Annotated in this window: 18 protein-coding genes, 1 tRNA gene and 1 pseudogene; 1 reads left to right on the plus strand and 19 read right to left on the minus strand. The window is 61.6% G+C overall.

The window, feature by feature from the left end:
* Window positions 1-2: 2 nt before the first annotated feature.
* The 15 genes from nuoH to BX592_RS31445 form a co-directional block, all read right to left on the minus strand.
* On the minus strand, window positions 3-1,067 hold the full coding sequence (nuoH, locus tag BX592_RS31375; RefSeq protein WP_134197181.1) for an NADH-quinone oxidoreductase subunit NuoH: 1,065 nt from the start codon (window positions 1,065-1,067) through the stop codon (window positions 3-5).
* Entirely contained in the window at window positions 1,068-3,407 is a 2,340-nt protein-coding gene (gene nuoG, locus BX592_RS31380; RefSeq protein WP_134197182.1) for an NADH-quinone oxidoreductase subunit NuoG, read from the minus strand. It lies immediately after the preceding gene.
* Window positions 3,408-3,512: 105 nt separating this feature from the next.
* Entirely contained in the window at window positions 3,513-4,841 is a 1,329-nt protein-coding gene (gene nuoF, locus BX592_RS31385) for an NADH-quinone oxidoreductase subunit NuoF (RefSeq protein ID WP_134197183.1), read from the minus strand.
* On the minus strand, window positions 4,838-5,323 hold the full coding sequence (gene nuoE / locus BX592_RS31390) for an NADH-quinone oxidoreductase subunit NuoE (protein ID WP_134197184.1): 486 nt from the start codon (window positions 5,321-5,323) through the stop codon (window positions 4,838-4,840). The genes nuoF and nuoE overlap by 4 nt, the downstream gene beginning before the upstream one ends.
* Before the next feature lie 142 nt (window positions 5,324-5,465).
* Window positions 5,466-6,719: an NADH-quinone oxidoreductase subunit D gene (locus BX592_RS31395; RefSeq protein ID WP_134197185.1), complete on the minus strand. Its 1,254-nt coding sequence runs from the start codon at window positions 6,717-6,719 to the stop codon at window positions 5,466-5,468.
* Window positions 6,720-6,728: 9 nt separating this feature from the next.
* Window positions 6,729-7,331 (minus strand): NADH-quinone oxidoreductase subunit C, encoded by a 603-nt coding sequence (locus BX592_RS31400; RefSeq protein WP_134197186.1) that lies wholly within the window; start codon window positions 7,329-7,331, stop codon window positions 6,729-6,731.
* A 21-nt stretch (window positions 7,332-7,352) separates the two neighbouring features.
* Complete coding sequence (locus BX592_RS31405) at window positions 7,353-7,832, minus strand: NuoB/complex I 20 kDa subunit family protein (RefSeq protein WP_006052903.1); 480 nt, start codon at window positions 7,830-7,832, stop codon at window positions 7,353-7,355.
* Window positions 7,833-7,894: 62 nt separating this feature from the next.
* Window positions 7,895-8,254 (minus strand): NADH-quinone oxidoreductase subunit A, encoded by a 360-nt coding sequence (locus BX592_RS31410; protein WP_134197187.1) that lies wholly within the window; start codon window positions 8,252-8,254, stop codon window positions 7,895-7,897.
* Between the two features lie 177 nt (window positions 8,255-8,431).
* Window positions 8,432-8,516 (minus strand) — tRNA-Leu (locus BX592_RS31415).
* A 111-nt stretch (window positions 8,517-8,627) separates the two neighbouring features.
* Window positions 8,628-9,047: a preprotein translocase subunit SecG gene (secG, locus tag BX592_RS31420; protein ID WP_134197188.1), complete on the minus strand. Its 420-nt coding sequence runs from the start codon at window positions 9,045-9,047 to the stop codon at window positions 8,628-8,630.
* A 147-nt stretch (window positions 9,048-9,194) separates the two neighbouring features.
* Window positions 9,195-9,977, minus strand: coding sequence for a triose-phosphate isomerase (gene tpiA / locus BX592_RS31425; RefSeq protein WP_134197189.1), 783 nt, complete (start codon window positions 9,975-9,977; stop codon window positions 9,195-9,197).
* A gap of 196 nt (window positions 9,978-10,173) precedes the next feature.
* The gene (locus BX592_RS31430; RefSeq protein WP_134197190.1) at window positions 10,174-11,190 is read right to left on the minus strand and encodes an NAD(P)H-quinone oxidoreductase; all 1,017 of its coding nucleotides are present in this window, start codon (window positions 11,188-11,190) and stop codon (window positions 10,174-10,176) included.
* A 118-nt stretch (window positions 11,191-11,308) separates the two neighbouring features.
* The gene (pnp, locus tag BX592_RS31435) at window positions 11,309-13,453 is read right to left on the minus strand and encodes a polyribonucleotide nucleotidyltransferase (RefSeq protein ID WP_134197191.1); all 2,145 of its coding nucleotides are present in this window, start codon (window positions 13,451-13,453) and stop codon (window positions 11,309-11,311) included.
* 553 nt (window positions 13,454-14,006) lie between these two features.
* A complete protein-coding gene (gene rpsO, locus BX592_RS31440; protein ID WP_075157608.1) occupies window positions 14,007-14,276 on the minus strand; it encodes a 30S ribosomal protein S15 in 270 nt (89 codons plus the stop codon).
* A gap of 52 nt (window positions 14,277-14,328) precedes the next feature.
* Window positions 14,329-14,553, minus strand: coding sequence for a hypothetical protein (locus BX592_RS31445; protein ID WP_134197192.1), 225 nt, complete (start codon window positions 14,551-14,553; stop codon window positions 14,329-14,331).
* On the opposite strand from BX592_RS31445, the gene BX592_RS31450 reads away from it, so the two are divergent.
* Window positions 14,552-15,097 carry a hypothetical protein gene (locus BX592_RS31450; protein WP_208328008.1) on the plus strand — a complete coding sequence of 182 codons (546 nt, stop codon included), beginning with the start codon at window positions 14,552-14,554 and terminating at the stop codon, window positions 15,095-15,097. The two genes, BX592_RS31445 and BX592_RS31450, sit on opposite strands and share 2 nt — an antisense overlap.
* Window positions 15,098-15,179: 82 nt before the next feature.
* On the opposite strand, the gene BX592_RS31455 is transcribed toward BX592_RS31450, so the two are convergent.
* The 4 genes and pseudogenes from BX592_RS31455 to BX592_RS31470 all read right to left on the minus strand — a co-directional run.
* Window positions 15,180-16,724, minus strand: a complete 1,545-nt coding sequence (locus tag BX592_RS31455; protein WP_134197193.1) for a 2-isopropylmalate synthase — start codon at window positions 16,722-16,724, stop codon at window positions 15,180-15,182.
* A gap of 494 nt (window positions 16,725-17,218) precedes the next feature.
* Window positions 17,219-18,103, minus strand: a complete 885-nt coding sequence (gene pssA, locus BX592_RS31460) for a CDP-diacylglycerol--serine O-phosphatidyltransferase (protein WP_134197194.1) — start codon at window positions 18,101-18,103, stop codon at window positions 17,219-17,221.
* Between the two features lie 20 nt (window positions 18,104-18,123).
* Window positions 18,124-18,762, minus strand: a complete 639-nt coding sequence (locus BX592_RS31465; RefSeq protein WP_134197195.1) for a phosphatidylserine decarboxylase — start codon at window positions 18,760-18,762, stop codon at window positions 18,124-18,126.
* A gap of 179 nt (window positions 18,763-18,941) precedes the next feature.
* Window positions 18,942-19,125, minus strand: a pseudogene (locus BX592_RS31470) (ketol-acid reductoisomerase); the annotation flags it as partial.

Genomic DNA, 19,125 nt, shown 5'->3' on the forward strand with positions numbered 1-19,125 from the left:
CTTTATTTCCAGATATTCAACGGCGACATGATCCAGAAGCCGACGATCACCAGCCACACCACGGTCACCGGAATAAACACCTTCCAGCCCAGACGCATGATCTGGTCATAGCGATAACGCGGGAAGGTCGCACGCACCCAGATGAATACCGACAACAGGCAAAATATCTTGAGAACGAGCCACACGACGCCCGGGATAAACGACAGGAAGCCGAACGGTGCGTCCCAACCGCCGAGGAACAGGATCGTCGCGAGCGCCGAGATCACGATCATGTTGATGTACTCGGCGAGGAAGAACAGCGCGAACGCCATCCCCGAGTAATCGATCATGTGACCCGCGACGATTTCCGACTCCCCTTCCACCACGTCGAACGGATGCCGGTTCGTTTCGGCGATGCCCGACACGAAGTACACAACGAACATCGGCAACAGCGGCAGCCAGTTCCACGACAGGAAGTTGATGCCGATGCTCGCGAACATCCCGCGCATCTGCGAGCCGACGATCTCCGACAGATTCAGGCTGCCGGCCGTCATCAGCACGACGACCAGCGCGAAGCCCATCGAGATCTCGTAGGACACCATCTGCGCGGCCGCGCGCATGGCGCCGAGGAACGCGTATTTCGAGTTCGACGCCCAGCCGGCCAGAATCACACCGTACACGCCGATCGACGAGATCGCGATCGCGTACAGCAGGCCCGCGTTGATGTCGCCGAGCACCGCGCCCGCCTGGAATGGAATCACCGCCCAGATCGCGAAGGCCGGCACCACCACCATGATCGGCGCGATCAGGTAGATCCAGCGGCTCGCCTGAGTCGGCTGGATCACTTCCTTCAGCAACAGCTTCAGCACGTCGGCGATCGGCTGCAGCGAGCCGCCGGGGCCGACGCGGTTCGGGCCGAGACGCACGTGCATCCAGCCGATCAGCTTGCGCTCCCAGAGGATCAGGTACGCGACGCACAACAGGATCACGACGGCCACCACGATGATGCGCACCAGCGCCCACACCGTCGGCCAGGCTACGCCGAGAAGCTGACTGCCGCCCGAGTTGATCGTATCGAACAAGCTCATTTACGCCTTCTCCACCAGCAGTTCACCGAACAGGCTGCCGAGCGCCGCACCGGCAGGCGTGGCCGCCGACACGCGGACCACCGTCTCCGCAAGATTCGCATCGCGCACGGCCGGCACCTGCACCGAACGCTCCCCCTGGCGCACGCGCACCGCGTCGCCGTCCTTCAGACCCAACTTGTCGAACAGCCCAGCCGGCAGGCCGATGGTGTTCGCGGCGCGCGCCGCTGCCGTCAGATGCAGCGATTCGGCACGACGCACCAATGCGTCCGCGTGGTAGATCGGCACATCGGCGATCCGTTCGAACGAGCCGTTTGCCGCTTTTGTGCCGCCATTGCCGCGCGCGACCGTCGCAGCCGTCCGGTTCGACAGGCGCGGCGTCAGGTCCGCATCGCCGAGCGCTGCCGCGCGCACTTCTTCGGCGGTGTCGAATTCGAAGCCCGGCACGCCGAGCAGGCTGCCCAGCACACGCAATACCTTCCATGCGGGACGCGCATCGCCGAGCGGCCGCACGACACCGTTAAAGCTCTGCACCGTGCCTTCCGCGTTGACGAACGTGCCGGCCGTTTCAGTGAACGGCGCGATCGGCAGCAGCACATCGGCGTAGTCCGCGCCGGTCCTGAACGCCGACATCACGACGACCATTTCCGCCTGGTTCAACGCGGCCAGCGCCTGCGCCGGATTTGCGGTGTCGAATTCCGGTTCGACGTTCAGCAGCAGGTAGCCTTTGCGCGGCTGCTCGAACGCTTCGCGTGCGTTCAGACCGCCGTTGCCCGGCAGCGCCCCGACCAGATGCGCACCGACCGTGTTCGCGGCTTCGGTCAGAAAGCCGAGCGTCGCGCCGGTCGCGTCCGCAATCCATTGGGCCGCTGCGTGAATCCGCGCGAATTCCGGATGACGGACGGCAGCGTTGCCGATCAGCACAACGCGCTTTTCGCCGGTGGTAAGCGTTGCCGCGACCTTCTTCGCGGCGTCCGTGGCTTGCGTGCCTGCGAACGCTTCCGGCAACGCGACGCCACGCGCTTCGGACACAGCCGCGGCAATGGCCGCCAGTTCGTCCAACCATGCGGAAGGCGCCGCGGCGATAACCTGCGCTTGCGGGATCAGCGAGTTGTCGCTCGACGCCTGCAGCAGCGTGAGCTTCGCGCCGCCCTTCGCCGCCTGACGCAGACGCGCGGCAAACAGCGGATGATCGCGCCGCAGCGACGACGTGCCGACCACGAACGCGGCGTCGATCAGCGACAGATCGGCGATCTTCACGCCGAGCCACGGCGTGCCGTTCATCGGCGCGGAGAAATCGGTCTGACGCAAACGGAAGTCGACGTTCGGTGTGCCGATTGCCTGAGCCAGTTGCTTGAGCAGGAACAGTTCTTCGACCGTGCTATGCGCGCTGCCGAGTGCGGCGATCGCGTTCGCACCGTGGTCGCCCTTGATGCCGTTCAAGCCGTTGAACACATATTCGAGCGCTGTTTGCCAATCGGTTTCGACCCACTGGCCACCCTGCTTGAGCATCGGCCTCGTCAGGCGCTCTTCGCTATTGAGGCCTTCGTACGAGAAGCGGTCTTTATCCGAGATCCAGCATTCGTTGATCGACTCGTTCTCGAACGGCAGCACGCGCATCACGCGGTTGTTTTTCACCTGGACGACCAGATTCGCGCCGACTGAATCGTGCGGGCTCACCGACTTGCGGCGCGACAGTTCCCACGTGCGGGCGCTGTAGCGGAACGGCTTGCTGGTCAGCGCGCCGACCGGGCACAGGTCGATCATGTTGCCCGACAGTTCCGAGTCGACCGTCTTGCCGACGAACGTCGTGATCTCCGAATGCTCGCCGCGGTTCAGCATGCCGAGTTCCATCACGCCGGCCACTTCCTGGCCAAAGCGGACGCAACGCGTGCAGTGAATGCAGCGCGTCATCTCTTCCATCGAGATCAGCGGGCCCACATTCTTGTGGAACACGACGCGCTTTTCTTCGTTGTAGCGCGACGACGACTTGCCGTAGCCGACCGCCAGATCCTGCAGCTGACATTCGCCGCCCTGGTCGCAGATCGGGCAATCGAGCGGATGGTTGATCAGCAGGAATTCCATCACCGCCTGCTGGCCCTTGACCGCCTTCTCCGATTTCGTCCGCACGACCATGCCTTGCGACACCGGCGTTGCGCAGGCGGGCACCGCCTTCGGCATTTTCTCGACGTCAACGAGACACATCCGGCAATTCGCCGCGATCGACAGCTTCTTGTGATAGCAGAAATGCGGCACGTATGTGTCGACCTTATGCGCAGCCTGGATCACCATGCTGCCTTCAGGTACCTCGACCTTTTTGCCGTCTATTTCGAGTTCAACCATGATGGTCAATCTTCCTTAACCTGATACCGCTCAATCGTTCGCCCCGTTCATCGTGACGCGCACCGTGCGGCACACGATGAATCTGCATTCGACGTTCTGCTTCTTTTATGCAGCGACGGTTTCCGACACCGCCGCCGCGCCGGCGTGGCCGCCGACAAGGCAGCGCTTGTTCGCGACGTGGTACTCGAACTCGTCCCAGTAGTGCTTCAGCATGCCGCGCACCGGCATCGCCGCCGCATCGCCGAGCGCACAGATCGTGCGGCCCATGATGTTTTCGGCAACCGAGTTCAACAGATCCAGGTCTTCCTTGCGGCCCAGACCGTGTTCGATGCGATGCACGACGCGATACAGCCAGCCGGTGCCTTCACGGCACGGCGTGCACTGGCCGCACGACTCTTCATAGTAGAAGTACGACAGGCGCAGCAGCGAGCGCACCATGCAGCGCGTCTCGTCCATCACGATCACCGCGCCCGAACCGAGCATCGATCCGGCCTTCGCGATCGAATCGTAATCCATGTCGGTCTGCATCATGATGTCGCCCGGAATCACCGGCGCCGACGAACCGCCCGGAATCACCGCCTTCAGCTTCTTGCCGCCGCGCATGCCGCCGGCGAGCTCCATCAGCGTCGAAAACGGTGTGCCGAGCGGCACTTCGTAGTTGCCCGGACGCTCGACGTCGCCGGACACCGAGAAGATTTTCGTGCCGCCGTTGTTCGGCTTGCCGAGTTCCAGATACGTCTGCGGACCGACGGTGAGCAGGAACGGCACCGCGGCGAACGTTTCGGTGTTGTTGATCGTGGTCGGCTTGCCGTACACGCCGAAGCTCGCCGGGAACGGCGGCTTGAAGCGCGGCTGGCCCTTCTTGCCTTCCAGCGATTCGAGCAGAGCGGTTTCCTCGCCGCAGATATACGCGCCGTAACCGTGGTGCGCATGCAGCTGGAACGAGAAGCCCGAGCCCATGATGTTGTCGCCGAGGAAGCCCGCGCGGCGCGCTTCTTCCAGCGCCTCTTCAAAGCGCAGGTACTCGGCGAAAATCTCGCCATGAATATAGTTGTAGCCGACCGTGATACCCATCGCATACGCGCCGATCGCCATGCCTTCGATCAATGCGTGCGGATTCCAGCGCAGGATGTCGCGGTCCTTGAACGTACCCGGTTCGCCTTCGTCAGAATTGCAGACGAGGTACTTCTGCCCCGGGAACTGACGCGGCATGAAGCTCCACTTCAGGCCGGTCGGAAAGCCCGCACCGCCGCGACCACGCAGGCCCGATGCCTTCACATCCGCGATCACCTGCTCCGGCGGGATTTTTTCTTCCAGGATGCGGCGCAGCTGCTTGTAGCCGCCACGCGCGACGTAATCTTCGAGATGCCAGTTCTCACCGTTCAGGCCGGCGAGAATCAGCGGCTTGATGTGACGATCGTGTAGAGACGTCATTTCGAAAGTTCCTCGAGCAACTGGTCGATCTTCTCGCGGCTCATGAAGCTGCACATACGGTGGTTGTTCACGAGCATCACTGGCGCATCGCCGCACGCGCCCATGCACTCGCCCTCTTTGAGCGTGAACTTGCCGTCCGCGGTGGTTTCGCCGAAGTCGATACCGAGCTTCTGCTTAAGATATTCAGCGGCGCTTTCGGAGCCGCCATCCGGGCCGAGTTGACACGGCAGGTTCGTGCAGAGCGTGATCTTGTGCTTGCCGACCGGCGACGTCTCGAACATCGTGTAGAACGTTGCGACTTCCTGCACGGCCACCGACGGCATGCCGAGATAGCTCGCGACGTACTCCATCAGATCGGGCGACAGCCAGCCATGTTCGTCCTGCGCAACGGCCAGCGCCGCCATCACGGCGGATTGTTTCTGATCGGCGGGATACTTCGTCAGCGCACGATCGATTTCTTTCAGGCCTTCAGCTGAGATCATTTTCAGACACGACTCTTTCAATTCCTACCGAACGAAAACCTGTCGCTCGCCACATGTTGCGACAGACCCGGCGTTCTTGCCTCGCCCCTTGTCTCACGCGCGCTGACACTACTTTCGCGCGCGAGCCTCGATGAAAAATGCGTTAGCGATCCACTTCGCCGAACACGATGTCCTGCGTGCCGATGATCGTCACTGCGTCGGCGATCATGTGGCCGCGCGCCATTTCGTCGAGCGCGGACAAGTGCGCGTAGCCCGGCGCGCGAATCTTCAGGCGATACGGCTTGTTCGCGCCATCCGAAATCAGATAGATGCCGAACTCGCCCTTCGGATGCTCGACCGCCGCATACGACTCGCCTTCAGGCACATGGAAGCCTTCGGTAAAGAGCTTGAAATGGTGGATCAGCTCTTCCATGTTCGACTTCATCCCGACGCGCGACGGCGGCGCCACCTTATGATTGTCGATCATCACGGGGCCAGGATTCTTGCGAAGCCAATCAATACATTGTTTGACGATACGCGTCGACTGGCGCATTTCTTCAACGCGCACCAGGTAGCGGTCGTAACAATCTCCGTTCACGCCGACCGGAATATCGAAATCCATCTGGTCGTAAATTTCGTAAGGCTGCTTCTTGCGCAGGTCCCACTCGACGCCCGAACCGCGCAGCATGGCGCCGGTCAGGCCCATTTGCAGCGCGCGCTCGGGGCTCACGACGCCAATTCCGACCAGACGCTGCTTCCAGATCCGGTTGTCGGTGAGCAGCGTCTCGTATTCGTCGACGCACTTCGGGAAGCGGTTGAAGAAGTCTTCGATAAAGTCGAGCAGCGAACCCTGGCGGCTCTCGTTCATCTTCGACAGCGCCTTCGCATTGCGGATTTTCGACGCCTTGTATTGCGGCATTGCGTCCGGCAAGTCGCGATAGACACCGCCCGGGCGATAATATGCGGCGTGCATCCGCGCGCCCGACACCGCCTCGTAGACGTCCATCAGGTCTTCGCGCTCGCGGAACGCGTACAGGAACACCGCCATCGCGCCGACGTCGAGCGCATGCGCGCCGATCCACATCAGGTGGTTCAGCACGCGGGTCACTTCATCGAACATCACGCGGATGTACTTCGCGCGAATCGGCACATCGATGCCGAGCAGCTTTTCGATCGCAAGCACGTAACCGTGTTCGTTCACCATCATCGACACGTAGTCGAGACGGTCCATATACGGCACCGACTGAATAAACGTCTTGTTTTCCGCGAGCTTTTCAGTCGCACGGTGCAATAGACCAATGTGCGGATCGGCGCGCTGGATCACTTCGCCGTCGAGCTCCAGCACGAGGCGCAGCACGCCGTGCGCTGCCGGGTGCTGCGGGCCGAAGTTAAGCGTGTAGTTTTTGATCTCTGCCATGGCGTTCTCTTAATGTTTCAGACCGCCATAGCGATCTTCGCGGATCACGCGCGGCGTGATTTCACGCGGCTCGATCGTCACCGGCTGATAGACGACGCGCTTTTCTTCCGGGTCGTAACGCATTTCGACGTAACCGGAGATCGGGAAATCCTTGCGGAACGGGTGGCCGATAAAGCCATAGTCGGTCAGGATGCGGCGCAGGTCCGGATGACCCTCGAACACGATGCCGTACAGGTCGAACGCTTCGCGCTCGTACCAGTTCGCCGAGTTCCACACGTCGACCACCGACGGCACGATCGGCAGACCGTCGTCCGGTGCGAACACGCGCACGCGCACGCGCCAGTTCTTCGAAACGGACAGTAGATGCAGCACCGCCGCGAAGCGCGGACCTTCATACGCGCCGTCGCCGTAGGTCTGATAGTCGACGCCGCACAGATCGATCAGCTGTTCGAACTTAAGTGACGCATCGTCGCGCAGCTGTTTCGCCACGTCGAGGTATTCGCTTGCCTTCACGACGATCGTCAGTTCACCGACCGATTCCGTGATGCTCGACAGACGGCCGCCAAAGGCCGCCTCGAGATTCGCTTTGAGGGTCTCGAGTTTGGTTGCCATATTGTGGGGAGGGCGTGGGCGTTATTGACGGGCGATAGTGTTGGTGCGACGGATCTTCGCTTGCAGCTGGATCACGCCGTAGACGAGCGCTTCGGCCGTCGGCGGGCAGCCCGGCACGTAGACGTCGACCGGCACGATACGATCGCAGCCGCGCACGACCGAGTACGAGTAGTGGTAATAGCCACCACCGTTCGCGCACGAGCCCATCGAAATCACCCAGCGCGGCTCGGCCATCTGGTCGTACACCTTGCGCAGCGCGGGCGCCATCTTGTTGCACAGCGTGCCGGCGACGATCATCACGTCCGACTGACGCGGACTCGGACGAAACACCACGCCGAAACGGTCAAGGTCATAGCGGGCCGCGCCCGCATGCATCATCTCGACCGCGCAACAGGCGAGACCGAACGTCATCGGCCACAGCGAGCCGGTGCGCGTCCAGTTGATCAGTTTGTCAGCCGTCGTGGTGACAAACCCTTCCTTCAAGACCCCTTCAATACTCATTTGCTTTCCACTCCAGACGGGCAGCTAGCGTAGGCCGCCCTGCAAACCGGCAATTGGACCCGTCATTCCCAGTCGAGGCCGCCTTTCTTCCAGATATAGGCGAAGCCCAGCAGGAATTCGAGCAGAAAAATCATCATCGAAAGGAAGCCCGTCCAGCCGATGTCGCGCAGCGCAACACCCCACGGAAACAGGAACGCGGTTTCGAGATCGAAAATGATGAACAGGATGGCGACCAGGTAGTAGCGCACGTCGAACTTCATGCGCGCATCTTCGAACGCTTCGAAGCCGCATTCGTACGGCGCGTTCTTTTCGCTATCTGGCCGGTTGGGACCGAGGATCTTGCCGATGCTGACCAGTGCTACGCCTAAACCGGTGCCCACGAGGAGGAACAGCAATACGGGGAAATAGGCTGCGAGGTTCAAGACTATCCTCAATCGGTTGGTTCTGATGCCACCAGATGCCGGGAGCAGACCCCTCCCCCGACGCGAACACTTCGGCATGCTTGCTGTTGTAAGCGTATGGCAAGCAGCTCACTAGAAGTGAAAATGCCAGCCGAAGCGAAGCAAGCGGCTGGCATTAGGATAACGTCTAGATAACATTGGTGCCGACGGCGAGACTCGAACTCGCACAGCTTGCGCCACTACCCCCTCAAGATAGCGTGTCTACCAATTTCACCACGTCGGCACTGTCTGCAATCCGGGAAATCAACTTATAAAAGCCGCGAATCGCTTCAAGACTTGAATTGTAACTGGTTTAAACAGTTTGTTCAACGCACAAAGTCGGACGGTTCGAAAATTATTTCGGAACATCCTGACCAGGTGCCGAAGCAGCCGCAGGCGATGCAGGCGCGGCCTTCGCGGGACCCGACGCTGCTACAGCAGGCGCCGTCGCGGCAGTGGCCGGAGACGCAGCGGATGGAACAGCGGGTGCGCTGGTCGTTGCCGCAGTACCAAGGACACCTGCCGAAGGCTTCGCGTGGTACGCGCTCATGTATGTCAGCGCAAGCGTCGTGACAAAGAAGACGGCGGCCAGCACCGCAGTCGTACGCGACAGGAAGTTCGCCGAACCCGTCGCGCCGAACAGACTGCCCGACGCGCCGCTGCCGAACGCCGCGCCCATGTCCGCGCCCTTGCCGTGCTGAAGCAGCACGAGGCCGATAATGCCAAGCGCCGACAGCAGCTGCACGACGATGATCAATGTTTTCAAATACAGCATTACACTCACCCGAGTCTTTATTTAAAGACGCAACGTAGAACTACGCAGCGCGCAACAATCGAATTATCGATCGAACCAGGGATTGATCAACGATCAACCTCGATCCGGTCATACGCTACCCGCGATGCACTTCATGCATCGCACGGGTTACCGCACCGCATTCGCCGCGACGGCCGCCTGGCAGATCGCAAGAAAATCGAGGTGCTTCAGCGACGCGCCGCCGATCAGGCCGCCGTCGATGTCCTGCTGGCGAAACAGGTGTTCCGCGTTATCCGGTTTCACACTACCGCCATACAACAACGCTACGCGTTCCGCCGCCGCTTCGCTTTTCGCAGCCAGACGCGCACGCAAAAAAGCGTGAACAGCTTGAGCCTGTTCTGCGCTCGCCGTCTTGCCGGTGCCGATCGCCCAGACTGGTTCGTACGCAACCACGATGCGCGCGGTGTCATCGGGCGACAGCGCCGCGAGCACTTCGTCGATCTGCATGCCCACCACGCGTTCGGTATCACCCGCTTCACGCTGCACAAGCGTTTCGCCGACACAGACGATAGGCGTCAACCCTGCCTCGAGCGCGCGCTGAGTTTTCGTCGCGACGAGTTCAGCGCTTTCGAGATGATAGGCGCGTCGCTCGGAGTGACCGACGATCGCATACGACGCGCCGAACTCCGCCGCCATCGCCGCCGCCACTTCACCGGTGAACGCACCTTGCGCGTGCGCGGACACATCCTGCACGCCCCACGCGACGCGGCCGCCGTTCAACAGCGCCTGCGCCTGAGGAAGATACGGACACGGCACGCAAACACCGACCCCCACATACTCCGGCAATGCGTCAGCGCCTTGCGACACCGCCTGCAACAACACCTTGTTGTCCGCAAGCCGCCCATGCATTTTCCAGTTGCCCACTACCAGCTTTGCTCGTTGCTTCGCCATCGTTTGCCCGTTGCCCTGATGTCATGAATGGTGGACGAATTCCGCTTCGTCGTTCGTCCCGGTTCCGTGAACCTATCTGACTGCAAGCTTCCGCAGCACGCGCAAAACACGCGATTTTACTTTGAGCGGCGCAGACGGGTCAAACGTAAGCCAAATTGCGTTCGGCTGACGTGACCGCATGCGTCAATCCGTTCGATCAGGCGTCCGCGCCCCAATTCAGCACGATCTTGCCAACATGCGTGCTGCTCTCCATCAACTCGTGCGCCTGCGCGGCCTCTTCAGCCCGGAACACGCGGTGCACGACGGGTTTGATGGTTCCGTCTTCGAGATGCGGCCAGACAAGCTCTTTCAGTTGCGCAGCGATCTTCGCCTTGAACTCGACCGGCCGCGGACGCAGTGTCGAACCGGTAATCGTGAGCCGGCGTCGCAACACGTCGTTCAGATTCACTTCCGCCTTTGCGCCGCCAAGCAGCGCAATCAGCACCAGACGGCCGCCGTCCGCGAGCGCCTTGAGCTCACGCGGCACATAGCTGCCGGCCACCATATCGAGAATCACGTCGACGCCACGATCGTTCGTCAGCGACTTCACCACTTCGACGAAATCCTCCGTCTTGTAGTTGATCGCCCGCTCGGCGCCCAGCGCTTCGCATGCGCGGCATTTGTCGTCCGAACCGGCTGTCGCGAACACGCGGAAACCGAGCGCATGCGCGATCTGGATCGCCGTCACGCCGATACCGCTCGAGCCGCCCTGCACGAGAAATGTTTCGTCGGCACCGCCTTCGCCCTTACCCAGTTGCGCACGGTCGAACACGTTGCTCCAGACCGTGAAAAACGTTTCGGGCAGCGATGCCGCTTCGATATCGGTCAAGCCCTTCGGCGCGGGCAGACATTGCGCGAGCGGCACCGCGGCGAACTCCGCGTAACCGCCGCCCGCCATCAGCGCGCACACACGATCGCCGACCTTCAAACTGAACGGGTTATGTTTGGCGTCGATCGTTCCGCCAACGATTTCGCCCGCGACTTCGAGCCCCGGCAAATCCGACGCGCCGGGCGGCGGCGCATACGCGCCCTTGCGCTGAAACACGTCCGGCCGGTTCACGCCGGATGCCGACACCTTGATCAGTACTTCACCCGCTTTCGGCTCCGGCATCGGACGTTCCGCAAGCTTCAACACTTCCGGTGCGCCGAACTCGGTAATTTCGATCGCTTTCATCGCTGTCGTCTCCAAAGGTGAGGATTGCGCTGAAAACCGCGGGTTCGCAATGCAATCCACCCTACATGAAAAACGGCCGGCGCGCATTCACGCTGCCGGCCGTTTGATCGACGCGCTGTTACTGCTGCGGCGTCGGTTCGGGTTGCGTAGCGGCCCCGTCGTTCAACAGCGCCTTCGCCGACAACCGCACCCGGCCCTTCTCGTCCGTCTGGATGACCTTGACCTTCACCTGCTGGCCTTCCTTCAGATAGTCGTTGATGTCCTTGATGCGCTCGTTTGCGATCTCGGAGATATGCAACAGACCATCCTTACCCGGCAGGATGTTCACGATCGCGCCAAAGTCGAGCAGTTTCAGCACGGTGCCTTCATACACCTGGCCCACTTCGACTTCCATCGTGATGTTCTCGATGCGCTTCTTCGCTTCGGCCATCCCTTCGGCGCTCGTGCTCGCGATCGTCACGACGCCGTCGTCGGAGATGTCGATGGTCGTGCCGGTTTCCTCGGTCAGCGCGCGGATCACCGAGCCGCCCTTGCCGATCACGTCGCGGATCTTTTCCGGATTGATCTTGATCGTGATCATGCGCGGCGCGAACTCGGAGAGCTGCGTATTCGCGCCCGCCACGGCCGAGGTCATCTTGCCGAGGATATGCATGCGACCTTCCTTCGCCTGCGCGAGCGCGACCTGCATGATCTCCTTCGTGATGCCCTGGATCTTGATGTCCATCTGCAGCGCGGTGACGCCGTCTGCGGTGCCGGCCACCTTGAAGTCCATGTCGCCCAGGTGGTCCTCGTCGCCGAGGATGTCAGTCAACACCGCGAACTTGTTGCCTTCGAGAATCAGACCCATCGCAATACCCGCGACGTGCGCCTTCATCGGCACGCCGGCGTCCATCAGCGCGAGGCAGCCGCCGCACACCGACGCCATCGACGACGAACCGTTCGATTCGGTGATTTCCGACACCACGCGAATCGAATAGCCGAACTCGTCGGCGCTCGGCAGACAGGCGACGAGTGCGCGCTTCGCAAGACGTCCGTGACCGATTTCGCGGCGCTTGGGCGACCCAACGCGACCGGTTTCGCCGGTCGCGAACGGCGGCATGTTGTAGTGAAGCATGAAGCGGTCGCGATACTCGCCTTCGAGCGCGTCGATGATCTGCTCATCGCCCTTCGTGCCGAGCGTCGCGACGACCAGCGCCTGCGTCTCGCCGCGCGTGAACAGCGCGGAACCGTGCGTGCGCGGCAGCACGCCCGTACGGATCTCGATCGGACGCACCGTGCGCGTGTCGCGGCCGTCGATGCGCGGCTCGCCGTTCAGGATTTGCGAACGGACGATCTTCGCTTCGATGTCGAACAGCACATTGCCGACGGTCGCCTTGTCGGCGGCTGTACCGCCCGAGGCGGCCGCTTCTTCTTCGAGCTTCGCCGACGTCGCTGCGTAGACTTCCTTCAGCTTCGCCGAACGGGCCTGCTTGTCACGCGTTTGATAAGCGGAAAGCAGTTCGTTGTACGCGATCTCGTTGACGCGCGCGATCAGCGTTTCGTTCTTCGGCGCCGGCTGCCAGTCCCACTCGGGCTTACCGCCATCGCGCACCAGTTGGTGTATCGCGTCGATCGCGGTTTGCATCTGTTCGTGGCCGAACACGACCGCGCCGAGCATTACGTCTTCCGGCAGCTGGTCGGCTTCCGATTCGACCATCAGCACCGCACGCTCGGTGCCGGCGACCACCAGATCCAGACGCGACTCCTTGATCTGCGTGCGCGTCGGGTTCAGCACATATTCGTTGTTGATGTACGCGACGCGCGCGGCGCCGACCGGGCCGTTGAACGGCAGACCGGAGACCGCGAGTGCGGCCGATGCGCCGATCAGCGCCGGGATATCGGCCGGCACTTCGGGGTTGATCGACATCACGTGCACGACAACCTGCACTTCGTTGTAGAAGCCTTCCGGGAACAGCGGACGCAGCGGACGGTCGATCAGGCGCGAGATCAGCGTTTCGCCTTCGGACGGACGGCCTTCGCGGCGGAAGAAACCGCCCGGAATCTTGCCGGCCGAATAGGTTTTCTCGATGTAGTCGACGGTCAGCGGAAAGAAGTCCTGACCCGGCTTCGCGTTCTTCGCGCCGACAACCGTCGCGAGCACGACCGTGTCTTCGACGTCGACGAGCACCGCGCCTCCCGCCTGACGGGCGATTTCACCCGTTTCGAGGCGAACCGTATGCTGCCCCCACTTAAATTCTTTGACGATCTTGTTAAACATAGACATTTGTCCTCCATTGATCTTTTCGTCATGCCGCGAGCGCCAATGCGCCACGACCACACCCGAACCGGCGCCGCAGGGGAAGAGGAGTGTTATGCCATTCCAGAGAGTCGCGCACCGGATGCGCGAACCGCTGGAATGACACAGCGCTCTGCCCTGAAGCCCGGTAGTTTTTTGCTGCTGCCTGCTAATGCGAACGACACCGGCGTGTGCCGCTGTGCCCGCTGATTTTGCCGCTCTTTGTTTGCTGGTTGTTATCGCCCGCTGTTGCCGGTTGCTGTGGCCAACCGCTTTTATCAACCGCTCTTAACAATCGCTTTTTGCCAGCGCCCGCAGCCACATTCGAGCCGACCCGACGGTGCTACGTTTCCCGACGTTATCGGCAGTTAGCCGACGTTTCGGGCGCGATAACAGGCGGCTACCCGTTGCATTCGTGCGAAGTGCACTACTGCTTCGAGCTCACTTCCATTCGCGCAACTCGCACGCTGCGCACCGTTCAAAAACAAAATGCCTGCATCAGTGGAACTGACACAGGCACTTTGCTGAAAGAACGACCCGCTTACTTACGCAGACCCAGCTTCTCGATCAGCGAACGATAACGGTCGGCGTCCTTGCCCTTCAGGTAGTCGAGCAGCTTGCGACGGCGGCTCACCATGCGCAGCAAACCGCGGCGGCTGTGATGGTCTTTCGTGTGGGCCTTGAAGTGTGCGGTCAGCTCGTTGATGCGCGACGTGAGCAATGCGACCTGCACTTCGGGGGAGCCGGTGTCGTTAGCGCCACGAGCGAATTGCGCGACGACGTCGGATTTCTTGATTTCAGCAACAGTCATTTAATTTCCTTTGATTCAACAGGCGGTCACGGAAGAAGGGCCGTGCCGTGGGTTACAGCGAAACCGCTGGATTGCAACGAAGCGCGTATTGTAGCACAGCCGGAAAGCCCGGAGAATCCCGGCCGGTCGGACAGGACAGCACAAAGCGTCGCCCGTTGTGGAACCCCGCACGCAATTGAATCGCTACGCGGTTTGAAAATCTTTCGCCGCACGGCATGTCAAAATAACGCATCTCCACGATAGAAATAACCGTGAAAACGCCTTTGGAGAAGTTCATGTTCAATCGCCTTTCAACCGCGTGCGCTGCCGTTACGCGGCGCGCGCGCATGCGCCGCGCGCTCGTGGCCTGCGCCGGCGCGCTAGCGCTCGCCGGCTGCGCACAGCCGTGGCAGGGCTATCAGGCGGGCGCCGACCAGTCGACGGTGATCGCCCGCCTCGGGCCGCCGCGCGAAGTCTACGATCTGCCGAACGGCGGCAAGCGGCTGATGTGGCCGACGCAGCCGATGGGCGAATACACGACCGCCGCCGATATCGACGCGCAGGGAAGGATTGTCAGCGTGCGCCAGGTGCTGCAGCCCAGCGAGTTCTACCACGCGGAAATCGGCAAATGGACGCGTAGCGACGTGCTCGTCAACTTCGGCCGCCCGGAGGAAACGTCCTATTTCCCGCTGATGAAGCGCGAGGTCTGGACCTATCGGTATTACGAAGACAACGTCTGGTACATGCTGTATAGCTTCTACTTCGACGAGCAGGGCATCCTGCGGCTCACCCAGAAGACGCCGGACCCGCTACACGACCCGGATCGCCGCAGCTTCTTCTAAGCCGGTCGCCATTATCAAAAAACCCCGTGCGGCCCACCGGCCGCACGGGGCTTTGTTTCTTGTTGTACCAGTGTGCTCGCGCTTACGAGCGCTGCGGATTCAGCTTGTCCACTCCGGTATACAAGCGGTTCAGCGCAGCAATATACGCTTTCGCCGACGCCGCGACGATATCCGGATCGGTGCCGACACCGTTCACCACACGGCCTGCCTTCGACAAGCGCACCGTCACCTCGCCTTGCGCTTGCGTGCCGGTCGTAATCGCGTTCACCGAATACAGCAAAAACTCCGCGCCGCTGCCGACTTCGCTTTCGATCGCATTGAGTGTCGCGTCGACCGGCCCGTTGCCGCGCGCTTCAGCGGTAACTTCCTTGCCCTCGACCGAAAACACGATCCGCGCTTCCGGTTGCTCGCCCGTTTCCGAGTGCTGGGCGAGCGACACGAACTTGTAATGCTCCTTATCCTGCGCTTCAGCCGATTCCTCGGTGACGATCGCGATGATGTCCTCGTCGAAGATCTCGGCCTTGCGGTCCGCGAGTTCCTTGAACCGCATAAACGCGGCATTCAATTCGGCTTCGCTGTCGAGTGCGATGCCCAGTTCCTGCAGACGCTGCTTGAATGCGTTGCGACCCGACAGCTTGCCGAGCACGATCTTGTTCGCGGTCCAGCCCACGTCTTCCGCGCGCATGATTTCATAAGTATCGCGCGCCTTCAGCACGCCGTCCTGGTGAATGCCGGACGCGTGCGCAAACGCATTCGCGCCAACCACCGCCTTGTTCGGCTGCACGACAAAACCCGTGATTTGCGACACGAGCTTCGAGGTCGGCACGATCTGCGTCGTATCGAGGCCGACGTCAAGGCCAAAGTAGTCTCTGCGCGTCTTCACCGCCATCACGATTTCTTCGAGCGACGTGTTGCCCGCGCGCTCGCCGAGCCCGTTGATCGTGCATTCGACCTGACGCGCGCCGCCGATCTGTACGCCGGCCAACGAGTTGGCCACCGCCATCCCGAGGTCGTTGTGACAGTGCACGGAGAACACCGCCTTGTCCGAGTTCGGAATGCGCTCGCGCAGGGTTTTCACGAGGTTGCCGTAGAGTTCCGGCACGCCGTAGCCGACCGTGTCCGCGATATTAATCGTGGTCGCGCCTTCGGCGATCACCGCTTCGAGCACGCGACACAGAAAATCCATGTCCGAACGGCTGCCGTCTTCTGGCGAGAATTCGACATCGTTCGTGAACTTGCGCGCAAAACGCACCGCGAGCTTCGCCTGCTCGAACACCTGGTCCGGCGTCATGCGCAGCTTCTTCTCCATATGCAACGGAGACGTCGCGATAAAGGTGTGAATCCGGAAATGATCGGCGGGCTTCAGCGCATCGGCGGCGCGCTGGATGTCTTTATCGTTCGCGCGCGCGAGCGAGCAGACGGTGCTGTCCTTGATTGTCGACGCGATCGTTTGGATCGCATCGAAATCGCCGTTCGAGCTGGCGGCGAAGCCGGCTTCGATCACGTCCACCTTCATCCGCTCGAGCTGCTTCGCGATACGGATTTTCTCTTCTTTCGTCATCGACGCACCGGGCGATTGCTCGCCGTCGCGCAACGTCGTGTCGAAAATGATCAGCTTGTCTGCCATCTCAGGTCTCCTGGGGATTCGGTCAATTCAAATCGAGAAGGAATACGGGTGTTTGCGCCACCGGCTGGCGACGCTAACAACGACGAGGCAGACGGAGGGCGAAAACGATCAGCGCGACAGGCGCGCCGAAGCTAGCGAGCGTAGTAGCGCGCCGGCTTGCAGAGTCAGGAAGGGGAACTTGGAAAGTGCCATGCCAGCGACTATAGCGATATTCAACGTTTCGCGCAATTCACGATAACCGATACCTAAAGGGTTTCAACGCGCCCGGATGCGCGTCAACGCGTGAGAAGCCGCTTCAGGACGGGCTTTGTCCGCCAGGCGCGATAGTCTGAAACGAAAGCGGCGATTAAAAACGAAATGCGACGGTCAGCGGCAAGCGATCGGAACTGGCAGACGGCCGTTCCGGTTGAACGGCGTGTCACACATCGCGTTCGATGTAACGGCGCCCGATGCAGCGGCTAACCTTGAAAACCGCTTTTCGCGGCAACGCCCGGTCACGGCTGCCGCTGCGACGAGCGCGCCGGATTGCTCCGGCCGCGCAGCGCCTGATACCCCCAGAACACATAACCGGACAGCCCGTACAGCACGAACAGACCGAACAGCATCAGCGGCGGATCGGACGACACCAGCACGAACAGCATCACGACCAGCAACGTCGCCGCGAACGGCACACGGTGCCGGATATCGAGCGCCTTGCCGCTATAGAACGGCGCGTTCGACACCATCGTCACGCCCGCGTAGATCGTCAGCGCGAATGCGACCCACGGCAGCCAGCCGAGCTTCAGCGGCACGCGGTTGTCGGTGGCAAGCCACACGAAACCTGCAATCAGCGCCGCGGCGGCCGGGCTCGGCATACCCTGGAAAAAGCGCTTGTCGACCACGCCGATATTCGTGTTGAAGCGAGCCAGACGCAGCGCCGCCCCCGAGCAGTAGACAAACGCCGCGAGCCAGCCCCAGCGGCCGAGGTCCTTCAGCACCCATTCGTACATCACGAGCGCCGGCGCGACGCCGAACGACACCATATCCGACAGGCTGTCGAACTGCTCGCCGAATGCGCTTTGCGTATGCGTGATGCGCGCGACGCGCCCATCCATACCGTCGAGCACCATCGCAACGAAAATCGCAATGGCCGCGACTTCGAAGCGCACGTTCATCGCCTGGACGACCGCGAAAAAGCCGCAAAAGAGCGCCGCGGTAGTGAACGCGTTCGGCAGTAAATAGATGCCGCGCTTGCGCAGAAATTGCTGACGCGCGGCGCGCCGGCTGTCGATCACGGCCGGCAGCACCGGGTCGGCCGCCGGCTTGTTGCGGCGAAACGGTCTGATTGGCCGCACTTGCGGTGCGGCGCTGCTGCGGGGTCGACGCGGTTTAAGGGCCATCGCAGTCTCCGTGCGCCGCTTTATAGTTCGGCCAGAATGGTCGACGAGGCGGCCACCTTCTCCCCGATCGACACACGCGGGCGGCTACCCATCGGCAGATATACATCGACGCGCGAACCGAACCGGATGAAACCATAGCGCTGGCCGCGCGTCAGCGGCTCGCCGGCACGCACATAGCAAAGAATGCGCCGCGCGATCAGGCCGGCAATCTGCACCGACGTGACGGTCGCGCCGCTCGCCGTTTCGATCACGATTGCATTGCGCTCGTTTTCGAGCGACGCCTTGTCGACCGCGGCGTTCAGATACGAACCCGGAAAGTATTCGACCTTAGAGATTGCGCCGTCGACTGGCGAGCGTTGCGAGTGCACATTGAACACGTTCATGAACACGCTGATTTTCAGCGCCTCGCGTTTCGCGTACGGGTCATGCGCGGTTTCGACGGCGACGATGCGTCCGTCGGCGGGACACAGCACCGCGTTGGCCTGCGTCGGAATGGGTCTTGCCGGATCGCGGAAGAATTGAACGATGAAAATGACGAGCAGCCAGAACAGCCACGCAATGCCAAACCCCAGAATGGCATGGACCAACAGCGCCACGACAACGGCAATTCCGATAAATGGCCAGCCTTCGCGCGCGATGATCGGATGAGGGTAATTCATGGATGGATGGCTTCTGTGTTTTTGTAAAACCGTAGGATAGCAAAAGCCGTCCAGGGTTCAGCACGCCTGGACGGCTTTCGTCAGCTTCGGTCGAGCCGCCCGGCGCAGCAACGCGCCGGGCCGTCGGCATGCGGGCCGAAGCCCGCCGCTGGGAAGAACCTCGAGAACTGCGGCAGACTTTAGTTCTTCGACTGGTCGACCAGCTTGTTCTTCGCGATCCACGGCATCATCGCGCGCAGCTTCCCACCGACCTGTTCGATCTGGTGCTCGGCCGTCAGGCGACGGCGCGACTGCAGCGTCGGCGCACCCGCGCGGTTTTCGATGATGAAGCTCTTCGCGTACTCGCCGGTCTGGATGTCCTTC

Source organism: Paraburkholderia rhizosphaerae (assembly GCF_004366595.1).
Classification (GTDB): domain Bacteria; phylum Pseudomonadota; class Gammaproteobacteria; order Burkholderiales; family Burkholderiaceae; genus Paraburkholderia; species Paraburkholderia rhizosphaerae.